The 24,187-nt window shown below is 51.8% G+C and carries 17 protein-coding genes; 11 read left to right on the top strand and 6 right to left on the bottom strand.

Going from position 1 to position 24,187, the window contains the following annotated elements; all coding sequences use genetic code 11:
• Positions 1–127 precede the first annotated feature (127 nt).
• The 4 genes from B1748_RS15085 to B1748_RS15070 form a co-directional block, all read right to left on the bottom strand.
• On the bottom strand, positions 128–982 hold the full coding sequence (locus B1748_RS15085) for an alpha/beta fold hydrolase (protein WP_087568759.1): 855 nt from the start codon (positions 980–982) through the stop codon (positions 128–130).
• 201 nt (positions 983–1,183) lie between these two features.
• Positions 1,184–2,083 carry an SDR family oxidoreductase gene (locus B1748_RS15080; protein ID WP_087568758.1) on the bottom strand — a complete coding sequence of 300 codons (900 nt, stop codon included), beginning with the start codon at positions 2,081–2,083 and terminating at the stop codon, positions 1,184–1,186.
• A 119-nt stretch (positions 2,084–2,202) separates the two neighbouring features.
• The gene (locus B1748_RS15075) at positions 2,203–3,165 is read right to left on the bottom strand and encodes an alginate lyase family protein (RefSeq protein WP_087568757.1); all 963 of its coding nucleotides are present in this window, start codon (positions 3,163–3,165) and stop codon (positions 2,203–2,205) included.
• A 139-nt stretch (positions 3,166–3,304) separates the two neighbouring features.
• The gene (locus tag B1748_RS15070; protein WP_087568756.1) at positions 3,305–4,213 is read right to left on the bottom strand and encodes an aldo/keto reductase; all 909 of its coding nucleotides are present in this window, start codon (positions 4,211–4,213) and stop codon (positions 3,305–3,307) included.
• 137 nt (positions 4,214–4,350) lie between these two features.
• On the opposite strand from B1748_RS15070, the gene B1748_RS36850 reads away from it, so the two are divergent.
• From B1748_RS36850 to B1748_RS15040, 7 genes are all read left to right on the top strand, one after another.
• Entirely contained in the window at positions 4,351–4,515 is a 165-nt protein-coding gene (locus B1748_RS36850) for a hypothetical protein (RefSeq protein ID WP_179215594.1), read from the top strand.
• Positions 4,516–4,677: 162 nt separating this feature from the next.
• Complete coding sequence (locus tag B1748_RS15065; RefSeq protein WP_087568755.1) at positions 4,678–5,751, top strand: hypothetical protein; 1,074 nt, start codon at positions 4,678–4,680, stop codon at positions 5,749–5,751.
• Between the two features lie 13 nt (positions 5,752–5,764).
• A complete protein-coding gene (locus B1748_RS15060; protein ID WP_087568754.1) occupies positions 5,765–6,079 on the top strand; it encodes a hypothetical protein in 315 nt (104 codons plus the stop codon).
• 796 nt (positions 6,080–6,875) lie between these two features.
• Positions 6,876–7,817, top strand: a complete 942-nt coding sequence (locus B1748_RS15055) for an ABC transporter permease (RefSeq protein ID WP_256975699.1) — start codon at positions 6,876–6,878, stop codon at positions 7,815–7,817.
• Between the two features lie 19 nt (positions 7,818–7,836).
• A complete protein-coding gene (locus B1748_RS15050) occupies positions 7,837–8,718 on the top strand; it encodes a carbohydrate ABC transporter permease (protein ID WP_087568752.1) in 882 nt (293 codons plus the stop codon).
• A 36-nt stretch (positions 8,719–8,754) separates the two neighbouring features.
• Positions 8,755–10,263, top strand: coding sequence for an extracellular solute-binding protein (locus B1748_RS15045; protein ID WP_087568751.1), 1,509 nt, complete (start codon positions 8,755–8,757; stop codon positions 10,261–10,263).
• A gap of 91 nt (positions 10,264–10,354) precedes the next feature.
• Positions 10,355–12,619 (top strand): helix-turn-helix domain-containing protein, encoded by a 2,265-nt coding sequence (locus tag B1748_RS15040; RefSeq protein ID WP_087568750.1) that lies wholly within the window; start codon positions 10,355–10,357, stop codon positions 12,617–12,619.
• A gap of 163 nt (positions 12,620–12,782) precedes the next feature.
• On the opposite strand, the gene B1748_RS15035 is transcribed toward B1748_RS15040, so the two are convergent.
• Together B1748_RS15035 and B1748_RS15030 are read right to left on the bottom strand one after the other, a co-directional pair.
• Positions 12,783–13,082 carry a hypothetical protein gene (locus B1748_RS15035; protein WP_087568749.1) on the bottom strand — a complete coding sequence of 100 codons (300 nt, stop codon included), beginning with the start codon at positions 13,080–13,082 and terminating at the stop codon, positions 12,783–12,785.
• A 106-nt stretch (positions 13,083–13,188) separates the two neighbouring features.
• Positions 13,189–15,525 (bottom strand): helix-turn-helix domain-containing protein, encoded by a 2,337-nt coding sequence (locus B1748_RS15030; protein WP_087568748.1) that lies wholly within the window; start codon positions 15,523–15,525, stop codon positions 13,189–13,191.
• Positions 15,526–15,860: 335 nt separating this feature from the next.
• Here B1748_RS15030 and B1748_RS15025 point away from each other — a divergent pair, with 335 nt between their 5' ends.
• The 4 genes from B1748_RS15025 to B1748_RS15010 all read left to right on the top strand — a co-directional run bounded on the left by B1748_RS15025 (position 15,861) and on the right by B1748_RS15010 (position 23,926).
• Positions 15,861–17,444 carry an extracellular solute-binding protein gene (locus B1748_RS15025; RefSeq protein WP_143810299.1) on the top strand — a complete coding sequence of 528 codons (1,584 nt, stop codon included), beginning with the start codon at positions 15,861–15,863 and terminating at the stop codon, positions 17,442–17,444.
• A 95-nt stretch (positions 17,445–17,539) separates the two neighbouring features.
• On the top strand, positions 17,540–18,439 hold the full coding sequence (locus tag B1748_RS15020; RefSeq protein WP_087568746.1) for an ABC transporter permease: 900 nt from the start codon (positions 17,540–17,542) through the stop codon (positions 18,437–18,439).
• Positions 18,440–18,458: 19 nt separating this feature from the next.
• Positions 18,459–19,328 (top strand): carbohydrate ABC transporter permease, encoded by an 870-nt coding sequence (locus B1748_RS15015; protein ID WP_087568745.1) that lies wholly within the window; start codon positions 18,459–18,461, stop codon positions 19,326–19,328.
• Between the two features lie 65 nt (positions 19,329–19,393).
• On the top strand, positions 19,394–23,926 hold the full coding sequence (locus B1748_RS15010) for an OmpL47-type beta-barrel domain-containing protein (RefSeq protein WP_087568744.1): 4,533 nt from the start codon (positions 19,394–19,396) through the stop codon (positions 23,924–23,926).
• Positions 23,927–24,187: the final 261 nt, after the last annotated feature.

The following is a 24,187-nucleotide window of genomic DNA, read 5'->3' as shown; positions in this document are numbered from 1 at the left end:
TTCGATGATTCCCTGATTTGCTATGGCGTGAGAGACTGTGTTTGTTCCTTTAAAAAGGTTGGAGTAAAAAAAATAGTATGCCGCTACAGCTAGAAGAATCATGGCGACTAACATTAATCGTTTTCGTCTATTCATGCAAATACCGGTTGATCTCGTCGACAATGATGTCGGGATCGGTGAAGTTGATCATATGACCGGAATGCGGAGCCTCAACCCAGCGACCATTATCCAGCGACTGAACGGTACGCTGATGGGCTGCAATAATGGCCGGCCTCATCTTGCGCTCGGCACGGGCGATAAAGGTTCCGGAGATCACGCTGACCGGCAGCGGTCCGAGCGTCGGCGGTTCCGTTCGCATTCGTGCTAAATCGTCGATAAAGGTAAGCGATTCCGCGTTGGACGCGCGCGCGGCATGAACCGTAAAGTCTTCGCGAAGATGATCCTCCACGACGTCGGCAGGCTGCACTTGGCCGACCTTGCCGTTGGTCAGCTTGTATAATCCGATGCGGGCCATAAAAGGCAAAATTGCCCTCATGACTGCGAACGACTTTGCCGTGGACGGAGCGAAATAAATGCCGCAATTCTCGTCGGACGGATCGACAAGAACCAGCGCCCGGATACGCGAAGGGTCGCTTGAGGCAACGGTACGAATGACGGGGCCGCCCCAGCTGTGGCCGACGAGTATGAAGGGGCCCGGTCCGAGATGATCCAGCAAACTGCCGAGATCGCCCGCCAGCCGTGCTAATGTTCTCGGCTCGCGATCTTGCTGGCTCCTTCCCGCGCCTGCCCGGTCGTAGACGACCGCTCGGGTCTGTTCGCCGATTAAGGGCTGTACGAGACCCCATTGCGAGCGCGAGCAACCCATACCGGATTCGAAAACGACGGTGGGGGAGCCTGTTCCTTTGCTCATGTAATGAAGCTTGCGGCCGTCTGGTAACGTAACGTAAGAGCTGGTGCCGTAAGAATGGGACTGCGACATCATGTATGGATCCTCCAGTCATGGGATGATAACGGTTATCGCAGGGTAAGTGTAGCAGATGCATTAAATTCGGGCAAGAGAGGAGGCGACTTTTAAAGCTGGGAAGGTATCTTTCTAAGAGAAGGCCTATAAAGAAAAAAAACGCCAAAGCCGAATGGATCGGCTTGACGTTTGGGTAAGCACTTCCATGAACGCATGCTGCGGTCAGGATTCGGTCATGGTGCCGCCATTGACATGCAGCACCTGTCCCGTCACGTAGGACGAATCGTCCGAGGCTAAATAGATATACGTCGGAGCAAGCTCGAACGGCTGTCCGGCGCGTTTCATAGGCGTATCCAAACCGAAAGTCTTTACATATTCGGCGGAGTAGCTGGATACGATAAGCGGCGTCCAGATCGGTCCCGGCGCAACGGCATTGACCCTTACCCCTTTTTCCGCCAATTGAAGCGACAACGACCGGGTGAAGGAGACGATGGCTCCCTTGGTCGAGGAATAATCGACAAGCAAAGGCGCTCCAGCGTAGGCGGTTACAGAAGCTGTTGATATAATCGAGCTTCCTGGTTTCAAATAAGGGAGGGCTGCTCTTGTCATATAAAAAAGCGGAAAAATATTCGTGCGGTAAGTATTCTCCAACTGTTCATTCGAAATATCAGTAATAGAGGTCTGGGGAAACTGCACCCCTTGATTCAATACCAGAATATCAAGACGTCCAAAGTGCGACAACGTTTGTTGCACGGCTTCCGCCGAAAAAGCGGGATTGCGCAAATCCCCTTCGATCAGCAGGCAACTGCGTCCATATTGCTCCAACATCCGTTGTGTCGCTTCCGCATCCACTCGTTCATAAAGATAGACAATTGCGACGTCTGCGCCTTCCTTGGCAAAACCGATCGCGACGGCACGTCCAATCCCGCTATCTCCTCCCGTAATGATCGCGACCTTCCCGGCGAGCTTTCCGCTTCCCTTATATTCGGGGTTGTCGGAGATCGGGATCGGGTTCATCAGATATTCCAAGCCGGGCTGCACGTTCTGATGCTGCGGCGGGAACGTAATCGGCTGCTGACTGCACTTCTGCTCCATACCGTAGTACGGGTATACAGGAATCATGGTCTTCCTCCTCATGCTGTTATCGCATTAGCAGGATATTCGATAAGCGCCTGGTTGGTGATAACAGCGGCAGAGATCCTATGGAAGGTGAAGTTTGTTAGAGACTCAACAATTCAAGCTTATCTATCCAGCTCCGGGAAACACCAGGCGTAGGACTGAAAGTAGCCGCTGTTGGCATTGATGTGGCTCGCGACGGGGCGATGCGGAGCAACGAACCTCTCGTAGGCGGGATCCCCGTATAGATGTGTTAAGCCCTCGTACATGTCAAGCGGCCAAGTATGGGCTGACAGCGGCTTAGGCACATTCTGATCTTTCTCGAAAGGCCACTCATCCGCGCGGCCGTCTATGTAATAAAGCAAGGTATCGAGCGCTTTTTTTAGACTTTTGCCAGAGGGGGAAACCCAGCGGAATAAATCCTCGCCGGTCTCTTCCAGCACGATTTTGGCGGCCGCCGTCAGCGGGGCAAGAGAGAAGTAATGATACCACATGCCGTTAGTTCCTCGTACCGTCTCCTCCGGGATAAAACCCGACAAGTCCAGCGAATCGTCGATATGCGCCTTGAGGTGGATGGCTTCCGACTGTATAGCATCAATGTCATTGATAAAACGATAAGCGCATAGCTGGGCGTACAAGCTCCAGCTCCACCAATTATTGCGTCCGGGGATACCATCCCAGGCGGGCAGACAGACGGTTGTTATCCATTGGATGAAACGTTCTCTGCTCTCTGCGCTCCAGTCCTCGCAATGTCGGATTCGCTGGGCTGCCAAGATGAGGCCGGTGCCAAGATAAGCCGATACGAGCGGGCCGTCGTTGTCGGCAAAACCTACATTGAGGGATGACCAGCCGTCGATAAGCTCGGCTGCCTTGTCCGCGTATACGGATTCTCCGGTCAATCGGTAAGCCGTTGCCGTCGCAAAGGCGGCTTGAGCATCCGCTTCCATGAGCCGCTTGGCGGCTTGATGGCCTTCCTTGTCGTAGTAGAAGCCTGGAATATGCCAGATTGCAACGGCGTGGCTGGATACGGATAGACTTTCGTTCGCAAGCTCGATCAGCCTTTCTGCCGCGGTAGAATTAGCTTTCATCGCAATGTCATCCTTTCGGAGAGCCCCCAAGGGATCGTCTTTATGTAAATCATAACGACTTTATTATAGTTCGATGCGCTAATCTCCGGTTGCGATAAACTATCGTTGCATTGCGGTTATGGAAGCGGATGTATTCCGATTAACGATGATCGCGATACGTATTCGGCTTCGTCGCCGAACGCAGCGCCTTTAGCTCCGCATCGTTTAATGGTCGGCAGGCTGCCGCGGAGACGTTGAGGCGAAGCTGTTGGACGCTGCTGGCGCCTGTCAGTGCGACAGCGACAGAGGGAGCGGAGAGCGCATAACGAATCGCGGTTTGCCCCAGCGTTCTTGCTTCGTTGGTCAGTCCGAGCAGCGTTTCGCGAACCCCGGCCAATTCCTCCGGCGAATAGTCCAGATATCCGCGCTCCGCCTTCGTGCTGCCATTGTCCGTGAGAATGCCGCTTGCAAGCGGACCGCGCGCGATCAAGCTGATTCCGCTGTCCGCGAGCAGCGGCAGTGTCGTTTCCTCCGGACGGCGATCCAGCAGGCTGTACTGGCTCATCAAGCTGACTATGCCGGAACGCGAGGCATATTCTCTTATGACGTTAGGTCGTATGGATGAGATGCCATAATGGCGAATAAGGCCCGCTTGCTTCAGCTCCTCGAACGCTTCGATCGTTTCGCCGATGGGATCGTCGATGGTCCCGCCATGAAGCTGATACAGATCGATATAGTCTGTGCCAAGCCTACGTAGACTGTCTTTGACCGCCGTGAGGATGTAGGCTTTGGATGCATCCCAGGTCCAGCCGTCCTTGCCGGGAACTCGGCGATTGCCGACTTTTGTTCCAACAATGACTTCCGAACGGCGGTTCTTGATCGCCTTTCCGACAATCTCTTCGTTTCTCCCGGAATCGTAGAGGTCGGCCGTGTCCAGGAAGTTGATGCCGAGCTCGACCGCCTCGTCTATAATAGCCGTTGCCTGCTTCTCGTCCGTTCCGAGAGACATGCAGCCAAGTCCGATCTCGCTAACCAGCAGGTCCGATGACCCAAGTCGATTCTGTTTCATTGTTATCGTCCTCCTTGAGAGTTTGTTTTCACATGAAATACTTCGGTCGACATCGTCATAAGCTCCTCGATTTGCTCCGCCATGTAGAACGGAGCGAAAGGGAAGTCCTCTTTAAGTATCGTAGAACGAAAGGGGCAATGCAATATCGGTATACAAGTTCGTCCGATTCTTCATTAACGTACAACTCGCCGGATCTGCGGATTGAAGAGAGCGATCGTGACGGGGGCGGCCATGGGGATCGGGAAAGCGATGGCGAGTGCGTTGCCGTGCCGTGCATTACGGACATCAACGATGTTATTTGATCGTTTCGTTCATATTCCGAAATCTTACGGACACCAGCGCCTCTATTTTGCTGCTTTTTTGTATGCATGGGAGGAATGGGGTGATATATTCATTTTAGAAATGATTGTTATTTGATCGGCGATAGGTGATTTATTAAAGGGCTTAAAAGGAGGCATTTTATTTTGATCCCAGCCACGCAAACACTCATCGACTTATTTAAAACGATGAATCCAGATTCGAGTATTGTTTCTGCATACACCAACGTAATTTGTAAATATGGCGGACTAGCGGATGCCGTTAACCTTTTCGATTTATTTATGGAGGACCCCTTGGATTACAATAGAGTGTTGCTTTTACAACCGATCATGAAGCATGGGGATCAGCGTTTAGCACAACGTATATTTGATGACTGCTTTTATCAGGGTGAATTATTAGAAGACATGCCCAACGAGATTTTGCATGTTCTAGGATACCTCGGATACGAGAGCGTTACGGAGTCTCTGGTTTTGCATATGCATTCGGATAATTGGCATATAGCTAAGTACGCCTGTTTGGGATTGTTGCATTTGCCTTGTAATGATCACGAAACGCAGACCAAGATCAAAGACCTAATCGAAAGTTCCTACAGTAAAAACCTGTTTCAGGAGTTCGTGCCGGCATTGAGTTTTAAAGTTTCAAGCAGCAGCATTGTTCGGAGTTTATTCGAATGGGGCAACACAAGCGCTTCAATTGACTGTAATGCTGGAATTATTTTAGGCATTGCATTGTTCGGCTCGGATCAGAAAGACACAATCAAAGGCATTTTGTGGAATCCAAATTGGGAAGCGCACGGAACGGCAACGGGGACGCTCATGTGGTCTTATGTTGCTATGCAACATGTTGAATTAACGTTCAGGGAACTTATTCAAGACGTCAAAATGAATCAAAGTGAAGTTTTTTCGAGAGCTGAACTCAGGTACCGTTTAGAAGTTTTAGCCGAATTATTGGCATGCAAGCTGTCCAATCATCATCAGCAACAACCGATACGTTTTTCGATAAACAATAATGAAACGACAGCTGACATTTATTTGGATCTGTTCGGCTGGAGCAAGGACGGTCATGACGACTCCGTAATAGGACTTATTTCAAATAACTTAGAAGATGAAGATGAATTGTTGAATCGATATTATCACTTAAGGGATCGGCTTGAAATGAAAATAGAACATCAAATCGAGTTAGATCATTTTACAAGGAATACAGGGGAGACTTCAGATTAAAGGAGGTAAAATATTGGGACAACTCCTACCCATTCTGATTCTGGTGGCGATCATCATTATTGCCGGCCTGCTACTGGCCCGATTCGGAAATAGCAGGCATTATGAAATCGAACTGACCTTTAAACAGTTGAAGGATTACTTCTTAAAGAAACATTACTGCATGTCATGCAACAATAAATTAAAAAGAAGAGCAAAAGAGGAATACAAAGGCGAAGGATGGTCCGACATCATGAATACTTTTTCATACGCGAAAAAATATAAAAGAATCTATGATTTGCATTGTTCGATTTGCGGCAGATCGTATCAATCCGAGCAACTGAATTCGTAATAAACGTTTGGTTCCCGCATAAAAAGTACGATAATACCGACCTCGCCACATCAGTTTCAATTTATAGCGGAGAAATCCCCCGTAAAGTCCCCGCACAAGTCTGAAGCGATAATTATAGTGGAGAAATCCCCCATAAAGTCCCCGCACAAGTCTGAATCGATAATTATAGTGGAGAAATCCTCCATAAAGTCCCCACGCAAGTCTGAAGCGATAATTATAGTGGAGAAATCCCCCTTAAAGTCACCCGCACAAGTCTGGAGCGATAATTATAGTGGAGAAATCCTCCATAAAGTCCGCACGCAAGTCTGAAGCGATAATTATAGTGGAGAAAAACCACTATAATATCCCGCAGACGAATACTTGCGGTCAAATCAGCTGCTATCCGCCCTTCCCCTTGAATTCACGACGATTTCTCGTCTGCATCCCTCGCTCGGAACGTTTAGACAATCGCCGATTAGCCGCTCTCCGACCCCATATTGCAACTCAAGAGCTCGTTTGCCGCCCTTCGCCCCCATTTTGCAACTCAATAGCTCGTTTGTCGCCCTCTGCCCTCCATTTTGCAACTCAATAGCCCGTTTGTCGCTCACGAAGCCCATTTCGCAACTCAAGACAACGATCGCAATTGATGACAATCGGCCGCGAAACCGCGCCAATTCAGCCTTTCTGACCCAATCGATCAATCCAGGACTATCGACTGCAACATGAATCCCCGCTTATGCTGAACTTGCGAATCCATCCCTGACGCCGAATCAAAGCAAGAGGGGAACGAAAGGAAGATCAAGTCATGCAGATCAAAATGGAACAGCATTCTCCCACCGCGAGCAGATCCTGGGCTTCTGGCGCGAAGGGCAGGCTGCTGCGGAACCGGTGGCTCTATATGATGGTTCTCCCCGGGTTATTGTATTTTCTTATATTCAAGTATTGGCCCATGTACGGCATCTTCATTTCGTTTAAAGACTATCAACCGTTTCTGGGCTTCTGGGACAGTCCGTTCGTAGGTTTTAAGCACTTCGAGCGTCTGTTCGGCGATCCAAACTTTCTAGTGTTATTCCGCAATACGTTAATACTGGCGACGTACAACATCCTTTTTTTCTTTCCTCTGCCCATCATTATTGCGCTTATGCTCAACGAACTCAGGCAAGAATTCGTGAAACGGACCGTGCAGACGCTCGTGTACATACCCCACTTTATGTCCTGGGTCGTCGTCGTCGGCATCGCCTATATGTTCTTCACGACGGAAGGAGGAATCGTCAACGAGCTTATCGCCAGGTTCGGAGGAGAGAAGATCAATTTCCTTATCAGCAACGATTGGTTCCGTTTTATGGTTACAGCCGAGGTCATGTGGAAGGAAACGGGCTGGGGCACGATTATTTTTCTGGCCGCGCTGTCCGGCGTGGATCCACAGTTGTATGAAGCGGCGCGCATGGACGGAGCTAACCGGCTCCGCCAGATGTGGCATATTACGCTTCCCGCCATTCGCAGCACCATCGTCATTTTGCTCATTCTCCGTCTCGGACATTTTCTCGATACGGGCTTCGAGCAGATTTTCCTTATGCTAAATGCGATGAACCGGGAAGTGGGGGAAGTTTTCGATACCTATGTTTATTCCGTCGGAATCAGCCAAGGTCAGTACAGCTACAGTACCGCTGTCGGTCTGTTCAAGTCGATCGTAGGTTTGTTCCTGGTCGTCGCTGCCAATCGTCTTGCCAAAAAATTCGGAGAAGAAGGCATTTACTAGAAAAGGAGGAACACATGCCATGCCGCTCAAACAAAGCTGGGGAAGTCGGCTTTTCGATGGAGTTAACGCCACGCTATTGCTGGGTTTTGCGTTAATTACCGTGCTGCCGTTCATTTACGTCCTTGCAGGATCGTTTGCGACGCAGAAGGAACTGCTGCTCAGAGGTTTTATTCTGTTTCCTACGGAATTCAGCCTGGATGCGTACAAATATATTTTTTCGACCCAGACTCTTGTCAGAAGTCTGTTCGTTACCGTGTTCATTACCGTCACAGGCACGCTGATCAATCTCCTGTTTACTTGCTTAATGGCCTATCCGTTAGCCCGCAAAGACATGGATTTTCGCAAGCCGATCCTGATGATGGTCGTATTCACGATGCTGTTCAGCGGCGGGATGATTCCGACCTTCCTCGTTGTCAGAGATCTGGGCATGATCGACACGTACTGGTCGCTTTTGATTCCCGGCGCGATCAGCGCCTTTAACTTGATCATCATTCGAAACTTTTTTCAGCAGTTGCCCGACGGTCTGGAGGAATCCGCCAAAATTGACGGATGCAACGATCTGGGCATTTTCCTGAGAATCGTGCTGCCGCTGTCGATGCCCGCTATTGCGACGTTTTCGCTTTTTTATGCGGTAGGGCATTGGAATACGTTTTTTAATGCCGTTCTCTACATTAACGACAATACAAAATGGCCGATTCAAGTGTTGTTAAGGCAGATCGTCATTTTGGCTTCCGGGGGCATCGGAGACTCTTCTGCTATGGAGGCCGATTATGTTGCTCCGCCGGATCAAGCTGTCAAGATGGCCGTCATCGTTGTCTCTACTCTGCCGATCCTGCTTGTTTACCCGTTTTTGCAAAAGCATTTCGCCAAAGGGGTACTACTGGGTTCGGTCAAGGGTTGAAGATATAATAAACGTATGGAAAAGGGAGGATTTCACATGAAGTTCAAAAAAACAAACTGGATTAAAGCGGGAGCGCTACTAACTGTCGTTGCTTTGACGGCGACTGCCTGCGCGGAGAAAGAAAGCAATGCGCCTCAGGGAGGTTCCGGCCAAGAAGCTAGCGAAGGGCCGTTTCAGCTATCCATGATGCTGCCGACATACAATGCGGAGCAGATGCCCGCCGACAGCTCTGTCCTTAAGAAGCTGGAGGAGCTGACGGGCACAAAGCTGTCGGTTTCCTGGGTGCCGTCCTCAACGTACACGGATAAACTCAGCGCGACCGTCGCTTCAGGCGAATTGCCTAAAACGTTCGTCGCGCTGGAGCCTAAGGCATCTTTTATTGTCAATGCCGCGCGATCGGGCATGTTTTGGGAATTGGGGCCTTATTTGAAGGACTACCCGAATTTAAGCAAAATGTCGGAGCTCGTACTCAACAATATTTCGATCGACGGCAAAGTTTACGGACTGTTCCGCGAAAGGGATTTGGCTCGTTTCGGCCTTATGATCCGCAAAGATTGGCTCGCGAATGTGGGGAAAGAAGCTCCTAAGAGCTTAGATGAGCTGTATACCGTTCTGAAAGCCTTTGCAACCGAAGATCCGGACAAAAACGGCAAAGCCGACACGATCGGTCTTGCGGTAGGCATGCAAGGAAACAATATCGCCGGCTTCAAGGACATTTTAACCTACATGGGCGGTCCTAACGAATGGGAGCTCCGGGACGGCAAGCTGGTACCTGCACATATGACGGAAGCTTATATGGAGACGATGAAGTTCTACAAGAAGCTATACGACGAGAAGCTGATCAACCAGGATTTCGCCATCGTGCAAGACGGTCGGGCGGTCATGTATAAAGGGCAAGCGGGTCTGTGGATCGACAATATGCTGGACGGCAAGGGCATCGAAGATAATATTAAAAAGGTCGTACCGGGCGCGGAAATTGATTTAATCAATCGAATCGCTGGTCCGGAGGGAGAACGTACGCGCGCCGGAGCAGGTTACCTGGGGATGTACATGATTCCGAAGACGAGCGTTAAGACGGAAGGGGAGCTTGCGCAAATTTTATCTTACTTCGACCGTGTATCCGAAGGAGATATCCAGAACATGATGAAATACGGCATCGAAGGCAAGCAGTTTACGATCGAAAACGAGTCGTACAAGGCGATCGAGGATCCTAAGGGCAGAGCGGAAATTACCGACGGCAACCAATTCATGATTTTGCAGGATCAAGTCGTTAACTACGGCTCCGAGCTGGAGCAGCTCAGCACGAAGCTGTTCCAGGATAACGCCACGATCGCCGTGGCGAACCCGGCCGCGCCGTTTATCTCCGATACGGAAGTGGAAAAGGGCAAGGAAATCTCGAAAATCATTGCCGATGCCACCGTTAAATTTATTATGGGCTCCTTCGGCGAGAGCGAATGGAACGCTTCCGTAGAGCAATGGTCGAAGAGCGGCGGCGCCAAGGTCATTGAGGAGATAAATGAGCAATACATGAAGCTGAACGGGTGATCATGAGCGTTTTACCCTCCAAAGCATGGCGATATGTGCGGTTATCAGGTACACTTGAAGGACTTTGAGGGAACGTCGGACGGGAGGCACTATGAAGTTACGGTCATCATCATTCTTACTGAGGCTTTTGCTGCTAACCATCTTCATAGGCACGTTGCCTGTCATCTCGTTGGGCATTTTTGCTTACTACAATGCCTCGCAGACCGTGCAGGACAAGGTGAACGAAGGCAACAAGCAACTGCTGCAGCAAATGCAGATGCGGGCGGAGCAGACGCTTAAGACGATCGATAATTCGGCGACCCAATTGCTGCAATCTTCCGTCGTTACCCGAGCCTTCGATAACGAGATCACGAACGCGGATTTTGAGTTGGTGCATGAATTGTATCAAGGCATCTCGCGCATACAGACTTACGAGTTGGGCATTCAAGACGTGTTTCTGTACAGCTTGAAAAAGAAGTGGATCGTATCCAGCGACGGAGTTGGCGAATACAGCGTACCGGAGTTCAAGCCGCAACTGGAGGCCTTCTCCCAATACGAAGGGGGTTCCTTCTGGACCAGACTTGCAGACGAGTCGCAAAGCGGTACGCGTAATGCGGTGTATTTCGTGAAAAAGTATCCCTTTAATTCCGTCAATCCCACCGGGATCATCTGCGTGGTGCTATCTACGGACACGATGAAGGACATGTTTTTGACGAGCCAGCACGGAGCTGCGTTCATCCTGGATCGAGAAGGCGCATCCATCGTGCATCGCGCAGACGATCCGGAGGAAGAGGGCATGCCGACCCGTTCTTACCTGGCAACATTCGCCGAATCGGAAGCGTTATCGGGACAGTACCCCGACAAGCGGAACGGCGAAGCCGTCACGGTTACCTTCCGCAGATCATCGTACAATGGCTGGAGCTACGTTTCTGTATCCTCGAATGAGGAGGCGAATCGGCAGAACGCGATTATCGGCTGGATTACGCTGCTCGTAAGCTTGGGCATTCTACTGCTTACGCTGATCGTGGCCTGGTTTGGATCCCGAAGAATGTACGGGCCGATCCGCAATCTGTATTCCGCGCTGACAAGTTTCCCTTCGCCAGACGTTAGTGCATCGCAAAGCGGCGAATTGCAAGTTATTGGAGAACGGGTAGATTATTTGATTCGCAATCAATCCTTGATTTTGAATGAGCTTAAAGGGCAGCAATCTCAGTTGAAGGAATTTTTTGCGCAGAAGCTGTTCTCCGGTACAATCCATGCTTCGGACTTCGAGGAGAAATTAAGCCTGTACGGACTCGAGAAGCCATGGCCTTCCATGTGCGTGTTCGCGATTCATATCGATACGTTGACGAATACAAGATATGAAGAGGGCAACCGCGATCTGCTGATGTTCGCGATCAACAATATCGTCGGCGAGCTTGTACTGGCGGAACAGAGGCTGGAACCTCTTGTGCAAGGCGATTATCAAGTAACGCTATTGGGAGCCCGGCAGGAGGGCGCGGCATTTAAGGAGTGGGTGTTTAGTCTGTGCGACGAAATTCAGAAGGCGATCTCTCAATATCTGGATATAAAGGTGAGCATCGGCATTAGCCGCTCATTTGGAAGCTTTCGCGAAACTCCGCAAGCCCTTCACGATGCGATGGCTGCCTTAAAGTACAGGGTAGGACTCGGAGAAGAATCCATTTTGTTTATCGAGGACGTGCAGCCGCAGAAGAGCAGTCCGCATCTGTTCCCGAGCGCGGGCGAGATGGCGCTGCTGGATGCCATACGTTCCGGTAACGAAGAACAGTCGCGGGCGGCGCTGATTATGTTTCTGGAGGAGCTTTTCCAGCCGCAATCCCAGCACAGAGACTATCAGCTCTCCTTGCTCAGGTTGCTTATCGATTTGCTGAAATTCGGACAGGAGCTATCGATTCCGCCGGATCGAATCACGGAGAACGAAGCCTCCTTGATTCAGTCGTTGTTCAAGCTGCGAAACGTGGGGGAGATGGAGCAATGGTTTTGGTCGCTCTTCGTCTTTCCTTATCTGCAAGAGCTTGGCGAACGAAGGGACAACCAATTCAAGATGATCTCCGAAGCCGTCATCGACATGATCAAGTTGGAATATGATTCCGTACTGACGCTGGAGGAATGCGCTTCGCGCATCAACTACCATCCGCACTACGTTAGCCGCGTGTTCCGGCAGGAGACAGGCATTAATTTCAGCGACTATCTCGCCCAGCACCGGATGGACATGGCACGGAAATGGCTGAAGGAATCCGACATGAAGATCGCCGAAATTGCGGAGAGGCTGCAATACAACAACTCGGCCAACTTTATACGATCCTTCCGGAAGTATGCGGGGATGACGCCGGGACAATACCGGGAGGAAGGTTAGCGCTGGATTCCGCACCATTGCAGTATAAGCTCATGCATTCGAATCTACCGATCAATTGCAGAGGCGATTGCGTTTATGTAAAACGAAAGAAGACATCGATCCTAATATTCGAGGATCGATGTCTTCTTTATAAAAAGGGTAAAACTGCGGCAACAAAAAACCGTCAATGCTTAATAAGGTGATTCAAAATCGCTCGAAGCTCGCCGTCGTGCGCGACGTCCTCGTGCTCTTGACCTTTGAGCTCAATCTTCGTTATGTCCAACTTATACGGCTTGTCGCCGCCCAGCGAATGGAAGATCAATTCACGTTCGTTCTCCAGTTCAACCGTATAGCCGAGCTGCTTGAACGAGTGTATGAAGTCGGAGATGTCCGGCGTCTTGCCGTCGGGAACCATCGCGACGGTACGGTATTCTTTGGTTTGCCCATCCTGAATGAACTTAAAGTAAAACAAACATTCGCGCATGCGAAACCATCCTTTCCATCCTGTCCTGTTATCTAGGTATATATCTACTCTAGACCACTATAACACAAATTGCTGTGACGCATATCACAGGAGAATGAAATCCGCTTTAATTGGCCTCATCGTTGCTGCCGGCAAGCCGTTTGTCCGTCGAGTGTCGCTGGCGGTATTGCCCGGGCGTCAGTCCCGTTCGCGTTTTGAATATTTTGTTGAAATAGCTGACATTGGCATATCCGATCTCTCCGCAAATCTCTTCGATGGAGTGCTGTTGGCTCTCCAATAGCTCAGTAGCTCGTTTGATTCGAAGCTGGATCAGATAATCCCCGACGGTCATCCCCGTCGCTTCCTTAAAGACGCGGCTGAGATAGGAGGAACTTCGCTGCACATGTTCGGCCACAGTATCCACGGATATATTATTGTTATAATTGGCATCCATATATTTGGTGGCAAGCTGAAGCGTGACGTCCGTCATGCGGGAGCGCTTCTCCTTATGATAGTCGATAATGCGCTGACACATATCAAGCAGGCATGCTTCCATATCCGGGAGAGTCTCCGCGCGGGCGAGCGCATCCGCATAAGCGGGCCGCTCTCCAAATACGGCCGCCATATCGCCCCGGGTTTGGATCAACGTCTTGACAAGTTCGCCGCTTAGTTGAAAATATAATTGCTGAATGTTCGCCTTGCTCAGCTTCTTGTCGATCGCGGTGCGGGTAATCTGGCGAATCGCCTCGAAGCTGGCTGCTTTGTCCGTCTGAAGCAGCGACTGCTGCAGCTTCGCCTCCAACTCGTAAGGATAATAGTAGATTTCGTCCTTCGTCTTCCAATCCCCGACAATACTGTAAGGCAATACTTCGCCCTTGCCGATGTACATCTTAAGATGGAGCGCCTCCAATGTTTCCTCGTAAGCGACTCGAGCCTCCGATTCGCCGGAGTATACTCGGCTAACGCCGATGGATACCGTTACGCCGAAGCTTTCTTGCAACGAACGCATTAGTTTGTTCGCTTGTTCCACCGGATAAGTATCACCGTCAGACGGAACGGACAGCAGAATGACCGTGCGCTTATCGTCTCTTGCAAATATTTCGCCGTCGATACTTGCGGCAAGCTCTTCCATCATGCCATAACGGAACAGGTGGAACTGGAAGTGGGCGTCAGGTCCGCTCAAATGAGGCGTTTCTTCCAACTCCAGCGTCAATACGGCGAAACGTCGCCAGTCCAGCCGGAGCCCTAGCAGTGCCGCAGCCTCGTCCGCCCCTCCTCCTTGAAGCAAATCGTTTAAATATTTCTCCTTTATTGCGGTCCGATTGTCCGCGAGCAGCGTATCGACTTGACGTTTCTCCGTCATGAGCGTCTCCCAGCTCCGAACCATCTGGTCGAACCGATGGCGGATGAAGCCGGCTTCGTCGCGAGGATTTTGCTGACCGAAGCTCGCGAGCTGCTTCGAATCGGGCTCCGCGCTTCCAATATAGGAGATGACGCTTTGCAGAGGACGGTACAGACGTCGCGACATGTAGTAGGAAAGGGCGATTGCGGCCGTCAGGTAGACGATGGAGACAAAAAAGACGATGATTTTTATTCGATTCATGCCGTGCAGCAGGGCCGACCGCTCGGTCATATCGACAAAGCGCCAGCCGGTCAGCTCCGAAGTTGTATACGAGACGATTCGGTCCGATTCTTTGTCGATATAGGAGTCGCTGCCTTTTGTTAACTGAGTCAGGTCGATACTGCGAAGCAGAGATTCCCCCGTATCGCCATCCGCATCCGAATACAAAAGCTCGGAGTTCGGTCCCAGGACGAGCGTCGTGCCTTTTTTGTTATGGTAATGGCTCAAATAGTCGTCGAATAGCAGATCCAGCTTCAGATTGACGACGATCGCCCCGTTTACAGGGCCGATTAGCGGCATCTTCTGCAGCAAGCTGGAAGCGGGACTTTCGGCATTAAAGCCGTTTTCGCGGCCCGTCAGCCAAAGTGTTCGGTTCGCCGTAGGCTGCTTCCAATCATCTAACCAAGAACGATCCGCGAACGTGTCGATCGGCGATGTTTTGATCTCGTTACGCGAAGTAAGGACCAAGCTGATCGGATCGTAATAGAGATAAACGGAATCTACGTAAGGACTCATCGATTTCTGCTGTACGACGAAGCTGGACAGATCGATTAGCGATCCGACCGTCAGTTGATTATTCGTTTTTGTCTGATACAGATAGGATTGGGTTGCGATCATCCCGGCCGCAGCGTATTTGATGGCCGTCAATTCCTTATGAATCAACTGCTGCTGCTGCGACAGGATGGAGCTGTTGTAGGAGATGGCATTCTGCACGTTGTTGTCGACGGATATATGGTAGGTCACCGTGGAGATGAGCACGACAGTGACGACCGCAATGGCGGTCAAGGACAGCAGCAGCTTGACGAACATCGTATGATGTCTGAGAGACACGTTCTTAAGCATCTTGTATGGCCCCCTTATCTATATGTTTGCGCTTACAAATATCTCAGGGTTTGAACACTATATATTAGAGTTCAGACAACCATTAATAGAGGGATTATATCACAGAGGCGAGACGGGGCAAGGCATATAGCGAAAAACGTATAAAAAATCGAATAACATAATCGAGCGAAATGACGCCAAAAAGCCAAAAACATAAAAAGAATCGAAAGAGAGGATTGTGTCTTTGGCCGGAGAAGTCTATCGTAATTGTTGTAACCGCTCCCATAACCCGGCCGGGTGCCACAAGCAGGATGCGGGTCCACAACCGACATATGAAGGGGAGAATCTTCATGCTCATGAAACATAAGAAAGCAACCGCTGCCATTCTGGCGGCGACCGTGGCGGCGGGCTTGATTGCCGGCTGCAGCGCTAATTCAAACAATACGAATACAAAAGCAAGCGAGAGCCCGAACGTTAATGCAAGCGCAACCCCCAGCGAAACTGAGAAACCGGCGGAACCGATCGAGATTACCTGGGGCATCCACTTCCAGGCGGCAGGCGTAGTTGAGAATACGAAGGTCGAGAAGTGGCTGGAAGAGAAATATAACGTCAAGATCAAGCCGGTCAAGGTGACCGACGCCAGCATCGCTTCCGGAGAAGTGCCTGACATCTTTATGTTGGGAGATCCCGCTAACGTGTCGGCCTACCAGAATCAAGGCGTGCTGTCGAGCATCGATCCTGCCATGCTAAAGGAGAAAATGCCGGAGTATTCGGCGGATATCGAAAAAAACGCCAAGCTGTTCCAGACGGTAACATTCGATGAGCAATTATGGGCAATTCCCATGTTCATTGATCTCAAGCCTTATGATCTGGCGATGTTATGGCGCAAAGATTGGCTGGACAAAGTCGGCATCACAAAGACGCCGGAGACGCTCGAGGAATTCGAGAAAGCGGTATACGCTTTTGCGCAAGACGATCCGGACGGCAACAACAAGAAGGATACGTATGGTCTGACAGGTACGGCAACATCCACCTGGTCATCCGGCTTCTATTCCCTCTTTGGCGCATTCGGCGTAGAACCGACGATGTGGCATGAGAAAAATGGAGAGATTATCAACGGCTCCGTTGCTCCCGAGACAAAGGAAGCGCTCGCGAAGCTGCGCCAGTGGTTCGCGGACGGCGTCATCGACCCTGAATTTATTACCGATACGCAGGACTCTTACCGCAAAAAGCTCTATAACGGCCGAATCGGCGTCATCGAAGAACAGATTGCCAAAGGCGCGTTGCCGGAATCCGGCACGGTGACGGAGATGAAATCCCTGAATCCGGACTCGGAGCTTGTATTCGCCAAGAATCCCGTCGGGCCTGGCGGACACGGCTCCTGGGATTGGGGCGTAAAAAGCAACTTCATCGTCTTCGGCAACAAGGTGCAAGAGCAGCCGGAGAAGCTGGAGAAGCTGTTCGAAATTCTTCGCGCCCAAAGCAGCGACGAAGAAACGATCAATATGACGACGCTCGGAGAAAAGGGCGTTCACTGGGACTTCGCGACAGCCGGCGCGACCTCGGGAGCGACCAAATTTCTGACAGGCTTCGAAAAGCAGGAAGCGCGCGACCAAGACGGCGTCCGCCTGTTCTCGATGGGCAATATTACGACGCAGGCGTATCGCGAGAAGTATTCCAACCCGGCGCTTAACGAAGCGATCAAAACGTACTCCTCCGCGCCGAATCTGACGGATGCTCTGCTTTTCTCCGCGCTGCCGTCGGATGGCAAATATAAGGCCGATCTTACGTCTCTTATGCAGAAGTATTTCGCCCAAATCATCAGCGGCGAAATTCCGCTCGAGGACTTTGACAAGTTCGTGGCGGAGTGGAAGGCGAGGGGCGGCGATGAACTGACCAAAGAAGCAAACGAGATGTACAAGGCGCAATTCCAAAAATAAACCTGGATTTACGGCTCCGCAGCGAAAGCATGCTTAAACAACCTCTATAGGTAAGTTCTGCGGAGCCGAAGGTCCGGCCATCAAGGAAGTGGAGCATGAAAACCATACGTAAACACGGCGAGCTGTTCGCGTTGTTTCTGTTCGCCTTCGCATTTTTTTTCGTATTCAAGTACGGCCCGCTCTACGGCGTGTTGATCGCTTTCAAGGATTTCCGCGTTGTGGAAGGCATATGGGGGAGCCCATGGGTAGGGTTTCATCACTTCGCCGAGCTGTTTCAGAACAGCGACTTCTATCGTCTGCTCAAAAACACGCTTCTGCTCAATTTGTATTTGCTTCTCTTTGCGTTTCCGGCGCCGATCGTGCTGGCGCTGATGTTAAACGAGGTGAGATCGCGCTACTTTCAGCGGTTCATCCAGACGACGATGTATTTGCCCCACTTCGTTTCGTGGGTCATTATGTCGGGGCTCGTCATTTATTTCTTGTCGCCGACCTCGGGCGTCGTTGCCGAGATCGCAGGCTGGTTCGGTCAAGAACCCGTCTTCTATATGGGCAAGAAGGAATATTTCCGCCCTATAGTCGTCGTATCCGCCATCCTGAAGGATCTGGGCTGGGGCTCCATTATTTATTTCGCGGCGCTCGCGGGCATTAATCCCGAGCTGCAGGAGTCAGCCGTCATCGACGGCGCGAACCGCTGGCAGCGGATATGGAAGATCAACATTCCGTCCATTATGCCAACAATCGCGATTATGTTCATTTTAAGCCTCGGCGGTTTTCTGAGCGCGAACTTCGAGCAGATCATTAACCTGCTGAACCCGGTTGTGGTCGATACGGGCGACGTCATCGACACGTATGTCTATCGGGTCGGACTTCAGCAATTCCAGTACAGCTATACGGCGGCGATCGGCTTGTTCAAGTCGCTGGTTGGGTTGCTGCTTATTCTCGGCGCAAATCTGACTATTCGAAAGCTTAGCAAGGGGGAGAACGGATTATGGTAGAAGCGGGAGGTGCAGCATCATGATTTCATCCAAATGGCAGGACCGCATCGGTCCCATTCTCATCTATGCCTCGTTGTCCGCGCTTGCGCTGGTCGTCGTGTATCCCTTTATTCACGTGATCGCGGTATCCTTTAGCGGACGGGGCGAAGCGCTGCGAAGCGGCTTTCACTTCTATCCGCGCGACTTCGAATGGCGGGCGTACAAGGAATTGCTGGACTATCCCTTCATCTGGTCCGGCTACGGCAATACGTTGTTCCGGATGGCGCTTGGCACGTTCCTGACGCTGATCGTTACGATCTGCGCCGCTTATCCGCTGTCCCGTCCCGACTTTCCGATGAAGCGCGTGCTTGTGCTGCTGCTTCTTTTCACGATGATTTTCGACGGCGGCATTGTGCCTAACTATTTGTTAATGAAGGAATTGCATCTCTTGAATTCATTATGGGTGTACGTTCTGCCATCGGCGGCCAGCGCTTTCCAGGTGCTCGTCATGCTGAGCTTCTTCCGCTCCATACCCGATGCGCTAATCGAGGCGGCGAAGATCGACGGAGCGCGGGATATGCGTATTCTGTTCCGCATTGTGCTGCCGTTGTCCGCTCCCGTCATGGTGACGATCGGACTATGGTCGCTCGTGCATCATATTAACGCGTTCATGGATAATTTGCTGTATGTCACCGATCAGACCAAGTTCGTGCTGCAGCAGGTCGTCAGGCAAATCCTGATCGAGAACAAGCTGGATCCGTTCACCACGGCAACGAATCTGACGCCACCAGCTCCGGAAAGTCTGAAGATGGCGTCCGTTATCGTATGCTCCTTGCCGGTGCTCGTCCTTTATCCGTTCCTGTTGAAATACTTCGAAAAGGGGACGATGATCGGATCGGTAAAAGGCTAGAAACCGAGAGCGGGAGCCCCTGCGGTTCCCCTCGGATACGATTGATAGGGAGGCGTAATGAAAAAATGAGAAGAAAAACGATGCTGATTTTGCTGGCTATCCTTGTTATGGCGAGTTGTTTCCCGATGGTGGCTGCGACGGCCAATGAGCTGGAAGCAACGGGAGCCGCCTTTTATGTATCGACAGATGGAAGCGATTCCAATACGGGGACGGAGGCGGAGCCGTTCCTCACGCTGGAGAAGGCGAGGGACGCGATTCGGGCATTGAAGCAAGGCTCTGGACTGCCGGAAGGCGGCGTGACCGTGTATTTGCGCGGAGGGAGCTACAATCGGACGGGCACGTTTCTGCTTGAGCAAGCAGATTCGGGGACTGCGGACAAACCGATTACGTACAAAGCTTACCCCGGGGAGTCGGTGCGCCTGACCGGCGGCAGTTCTTTGCAAAAGAGCTGGTTCGCGCCGGTAACGAACGAAGAGGTGTTGGGCCGCATCATCAGTACAGAAGCGAGGAGCAAGGTGCTGCAGGTGGATCTGTCGGCGCACGGCATTACGGACTACGGCCTAATGAGCCGGCACGGCTATTATCTGGCCAATGACATGAGTTTAACGCCGCCAATGGAGCTGTACGTAGAAGGGGAGGGCATGACGCTGGCGAGATGGCCAAATGCCGGCACGGTGCAGATGGGCAATATCATCGATCCCGGACCGATGCGCCGCGACCCCGATCTCCAGACGAGAGGCGGCACGTTCCAATATACATACGAGCGGCCGGATCTGTGGACAGGGGCGGACGATATTTGGCTGGACGGCATCTTCGGCTATAGCTGGGAGTGGTCGTACAACCGAATTGCATCCATCGACACGACAAACAAAACGATTACGCTTGCTTACGGCGAGATGAGCGGTTTGTTCAAGAACTGGTATCCGGACTTCCACTTCGCGCAAAACCTGCTGGAAGAGATCGATATGCCCGGCGAATATTATATCGATCGAAGCACTGGCATTTTGTATTTTATGCCGACGGCGGCTTTCCAGGCCAAGACCTCGCCCGAGCTCACGGTAACGATGCTCAAAACGCCGATGATCAATACGGTTAACGCATCGTACATCAACTTCGAGGATCTCATATTGGAGAATGGCCGGGATTCCGCGGCGGTCATTATGGGCGGCAGCAACGTCCGGATCATCCATTGCGAGATTCGCAACTTTACCGAAGGCGGCGTCCGCATCAATACGCAAAGCCGTTGGCTGTACAACGATTTCGCTACAGCGACAGGCAAAAACCATGCCGTCGTGAACACGCACATCCGCCACGTCGGCGGAACGGGCGTCATATTAAACGGCGGCGACCGACTCACCTTGGAGCCTGGCAACAATGTCGTCGAAAACAGCCACATCCATGACTTCGCTTACTACCACAAAGCATACAATCCCGCGGTCATTCTGACCGGCGCCGGTAACCGCGTCTCCCACAGCGAGATCCACGACGCTCCTCATCCGGGCATTCTCATCTTCGGCAACGACCATACCGTGGAATACAACAATATATTCGACGTGTGCAAAACGTTTTCCGATCTCGGGGCGATCTATATGAACCTGGGAGCCGCGCCGCAGGAGCGGGGGTCCGTCATTCGACGGAATTACTTCCACCACATCGGCGAGGGCAAAGCCGGCGTGCAAGGCGTCTACCCGGATAACTTTACGATGGGCATTACGATCGAGGAAAATATTTTTTACCGGATGGGCAACTCCGCTATTCTTAACAACGGCGGCGCCCACATCAAGACGCGCAACAATCTCTTTATCGACGCCAAAGTGCCTTACGAATATGCCGATTTGTATCTCGGCGACGCGCCGGAGAAACAAATTCCGAAGAACTACATGGGGCCGTGGCACGCGTTGTTCGACCGGTACAACAACTTCGTCGACATGCCGCATTTGGCCAAATACCCCGAGCTTGCGGATTTCTTTACGGAGAATCGTTATTATCCCGACACGAATACATTCCAGAGCAACGTCATCTACAATCCGACGAAGACGAGGAGCAGCTTAACGAACGCGAACGGCGCGCACGACAACCTGAATCTCGTCCAATACGATAACAACTGGGTGACGACGCAGGATCCGGGCTTCGTCAATCTTGCCGGTGGAGATCTGAATCTGAAGGCAGACGCGGCCGTGTTCAGCCAGCTCCCGGGATTCCCGAACATTCCATTCGGGGAGATGGGCATCGTTGGCAAAGCCGGAACGTATCTGTCGCCTGACGAGATACCGGTCGAGGATGTCGTACTGTACGACGACAGCGTGACGATCGGGATCGGCAAGTCGCATTCGTTATATGGAGCCGTGCTTCCATGGAACGCTACCAAAAGCGGGCTGATCTACGAATCCAGCGATCCGACCATCGTAAAGGTGGATGCAGCCGGCAAGCTGAAGGGCGTCAATCTGGGCACCGCGACCGTGACGGCAACTTCGGCCGACAACCCGCTGCTGCTGGATACCGTTGTCGTTACGGTAGAAGTCGGCGATGGCATTATGGACTTCACGACTTTCGAGAACGGCAGGAACAGCTGGCCGAGCGATCCCAACAGGAGCATCGTGGAGACGGACGGCGGCAATCATATGTATAAACTGCTGAAAGGCGCGACGGCGTTAAATGAAAACGACTACAGCAATTACGAGCTGACCTTCAAGCTCCAGACGCCGCCGGTCATTCCGGAGCTTGCCACCTTCTACGTGTTCGACCGGCTAAACAAAAGCGGCAGCGGCGGCCGGATCGGCTACCGGAAGTTCGCCGACGGGACATCCTCGTGGATCCTATATAACGGGGCATGGGGGACAGTAAAGCAGAACGTGCTTCCGACCGCCGACCTGCAGCCGAACACCGTCTACGAGATCAAGATTATCGTCAAAGGCGGGGAAATCAGCGTCTATCGGGACGGCGCGCTAAAGCTCAAGGCGACTGATGCGACCTTCAATGCTTCCGGCCAAGTGGGCTTCTACGCGGGGGGCTTCGATTATCTGTTGTTCGATGATATCAAGTTCAAGGTTCCGACGACGGACGTGGCCGGTATCCTTTTCGATCGAAGCAGCCTTAATATGGTTGTTGACGAAGAGATGACGCTGCCTGTTGTGTTCGATCCTTCCGATGCGGCCGAACGCGGTCTGACATGGCAATCGTCGAACCCGGCCATTGCGGCAGTGGATGAAAATGGCAAGATAACTGCTTTGGCAAAGGGGGAGACGACCATTATCGCGACGTCAGTCGCCAACCCGGCGGCTTCGGCATCCATTCTGGTTATGGTATCGGACATTTTGCACTTCACGGATTTCGATTCCGGGGCGAACGGCTGGCCGGTTGACCCCAACCGAAGCGTTGTCACGGTGGATGGCAACAAAAAGTATCGTATTGTCAAAGGCGCGAACGCGCTCCATCCGAAGCTTTTTACATCCTACGATTTGACTTTCAAGCTTAAGATGCCGGCTTCGACGCCATCGAATGGAACATTTTATATTTATGATCGCTCCGCTTCCGGCACGTCCGGCAAAGTAGGATATCGCAAGCTGGCGGACGGCACGTCGCAATGGATACTGTACGATCCCGCCTGGAAGGTGCTTGGGACCAGCGATGTGCCGCATGAGGATCTGGAGCCAGGAAAGACGTATCAGCTTCGTATGATTGTTGACGGAGCCAGCATACGAGTATATGTCGACGGCGAGCTGAAGCTGAGCGGCAGCGATCCGAACCATCACCCGTCGGGAGTGGTAGGCTTCTACGTAGGCGGCTTCGACGAAATGTGGTTCGACGACGTAACGTTTACGTTGATCGACCGGATCGCTCCGGAAACATCGGCCGCATTGACGCCGGCCCAGCCTGATGGGGCGGACGGTTGGTACAAGACGCCGGTGACGCTTGCGCTTCAAGCTGCCGATGCAAGCGCAGGGGTTGCGGCCACGGAATACAGTCTGGACGGCGGCACGACCTGGCAGCCCTATCAAGGCATGTTGACCTTCGATCAAGACGGGGTATATTCTGTCCTCTATCGGTCTATCGATAGGATGGGAAATCTTGAAGAAGCGGGAACTGCAGCGTTTAAAGTAGATACTACGGCACCGTCTATTGCGGTAACGGGAGTAACCGGGCAGTCATACGGGAATGCGGGTACGCTTACGATATCATGGTCTGCGGAAGATGCGGCGTCCGGCGCCGCGTTAGAAAATCTGTCTGCGTCGCTGAACGGCGAGCCGCTTCAGCAGAACGTATCAATTCCGCTCTACACGCTTCCGCTTGGGAGCCATACGCTTGTCGTGTCGGGAATCGACTTTGCCGGTAACGCGGCAGAGAACACGATCACCTTCTCGACGACTACGGACCTGGAGCAGCTGAGATTGCTAGTCTCCTTGTTCGGCAGCATGGGGTGGGTCGATAATCACGGCATAGCGAATGCGTTATCCAAGAAGCTGGAGCATGGGCAACTGCAAGCTTTTATCAATCAAGTCGAAGCCCAGAGCGGCAATCACATTACGCCGGAAGCAGCCGCGTATCTGCTGCGGGATGCCCATGCAATTCAGCAGGAAGGGCTGTCCCCAAAGATTTAAATTGATAGCGAGACAACTAATGCACACTGTTAGATACGAAAATGGTCGGTCAGGATACCAATCCTTGACCGACCCACTGCAACAACTACATCCCATCGTCGTTATTAACGTCGATGGAGCACGTACCAGCAACAAATCCATACCATAGGCGTTAATAACGCCTATGGAGCTCGAAACTGCAACAAACACATCCCATAATCGTTAAAAACGACTATGGAGCACGTAACAGCCAGAAATTTTGCAAAGAGCTAGCCTACCTAG

Source organism: Paenibacillus sp. MY03 (assembly GCF_002165585.1).
GTDB lineage: Bacteria > Bacillota > Bacilli > Paenibacillales > Paenibacillaceae > Pristimantibacillus > Pristimantibacillus agaridevorans.
Note: the sequence above shows the minus strand (reverse complement) of the source record. Positions and strands in the feature narration are given on the sequence as shown.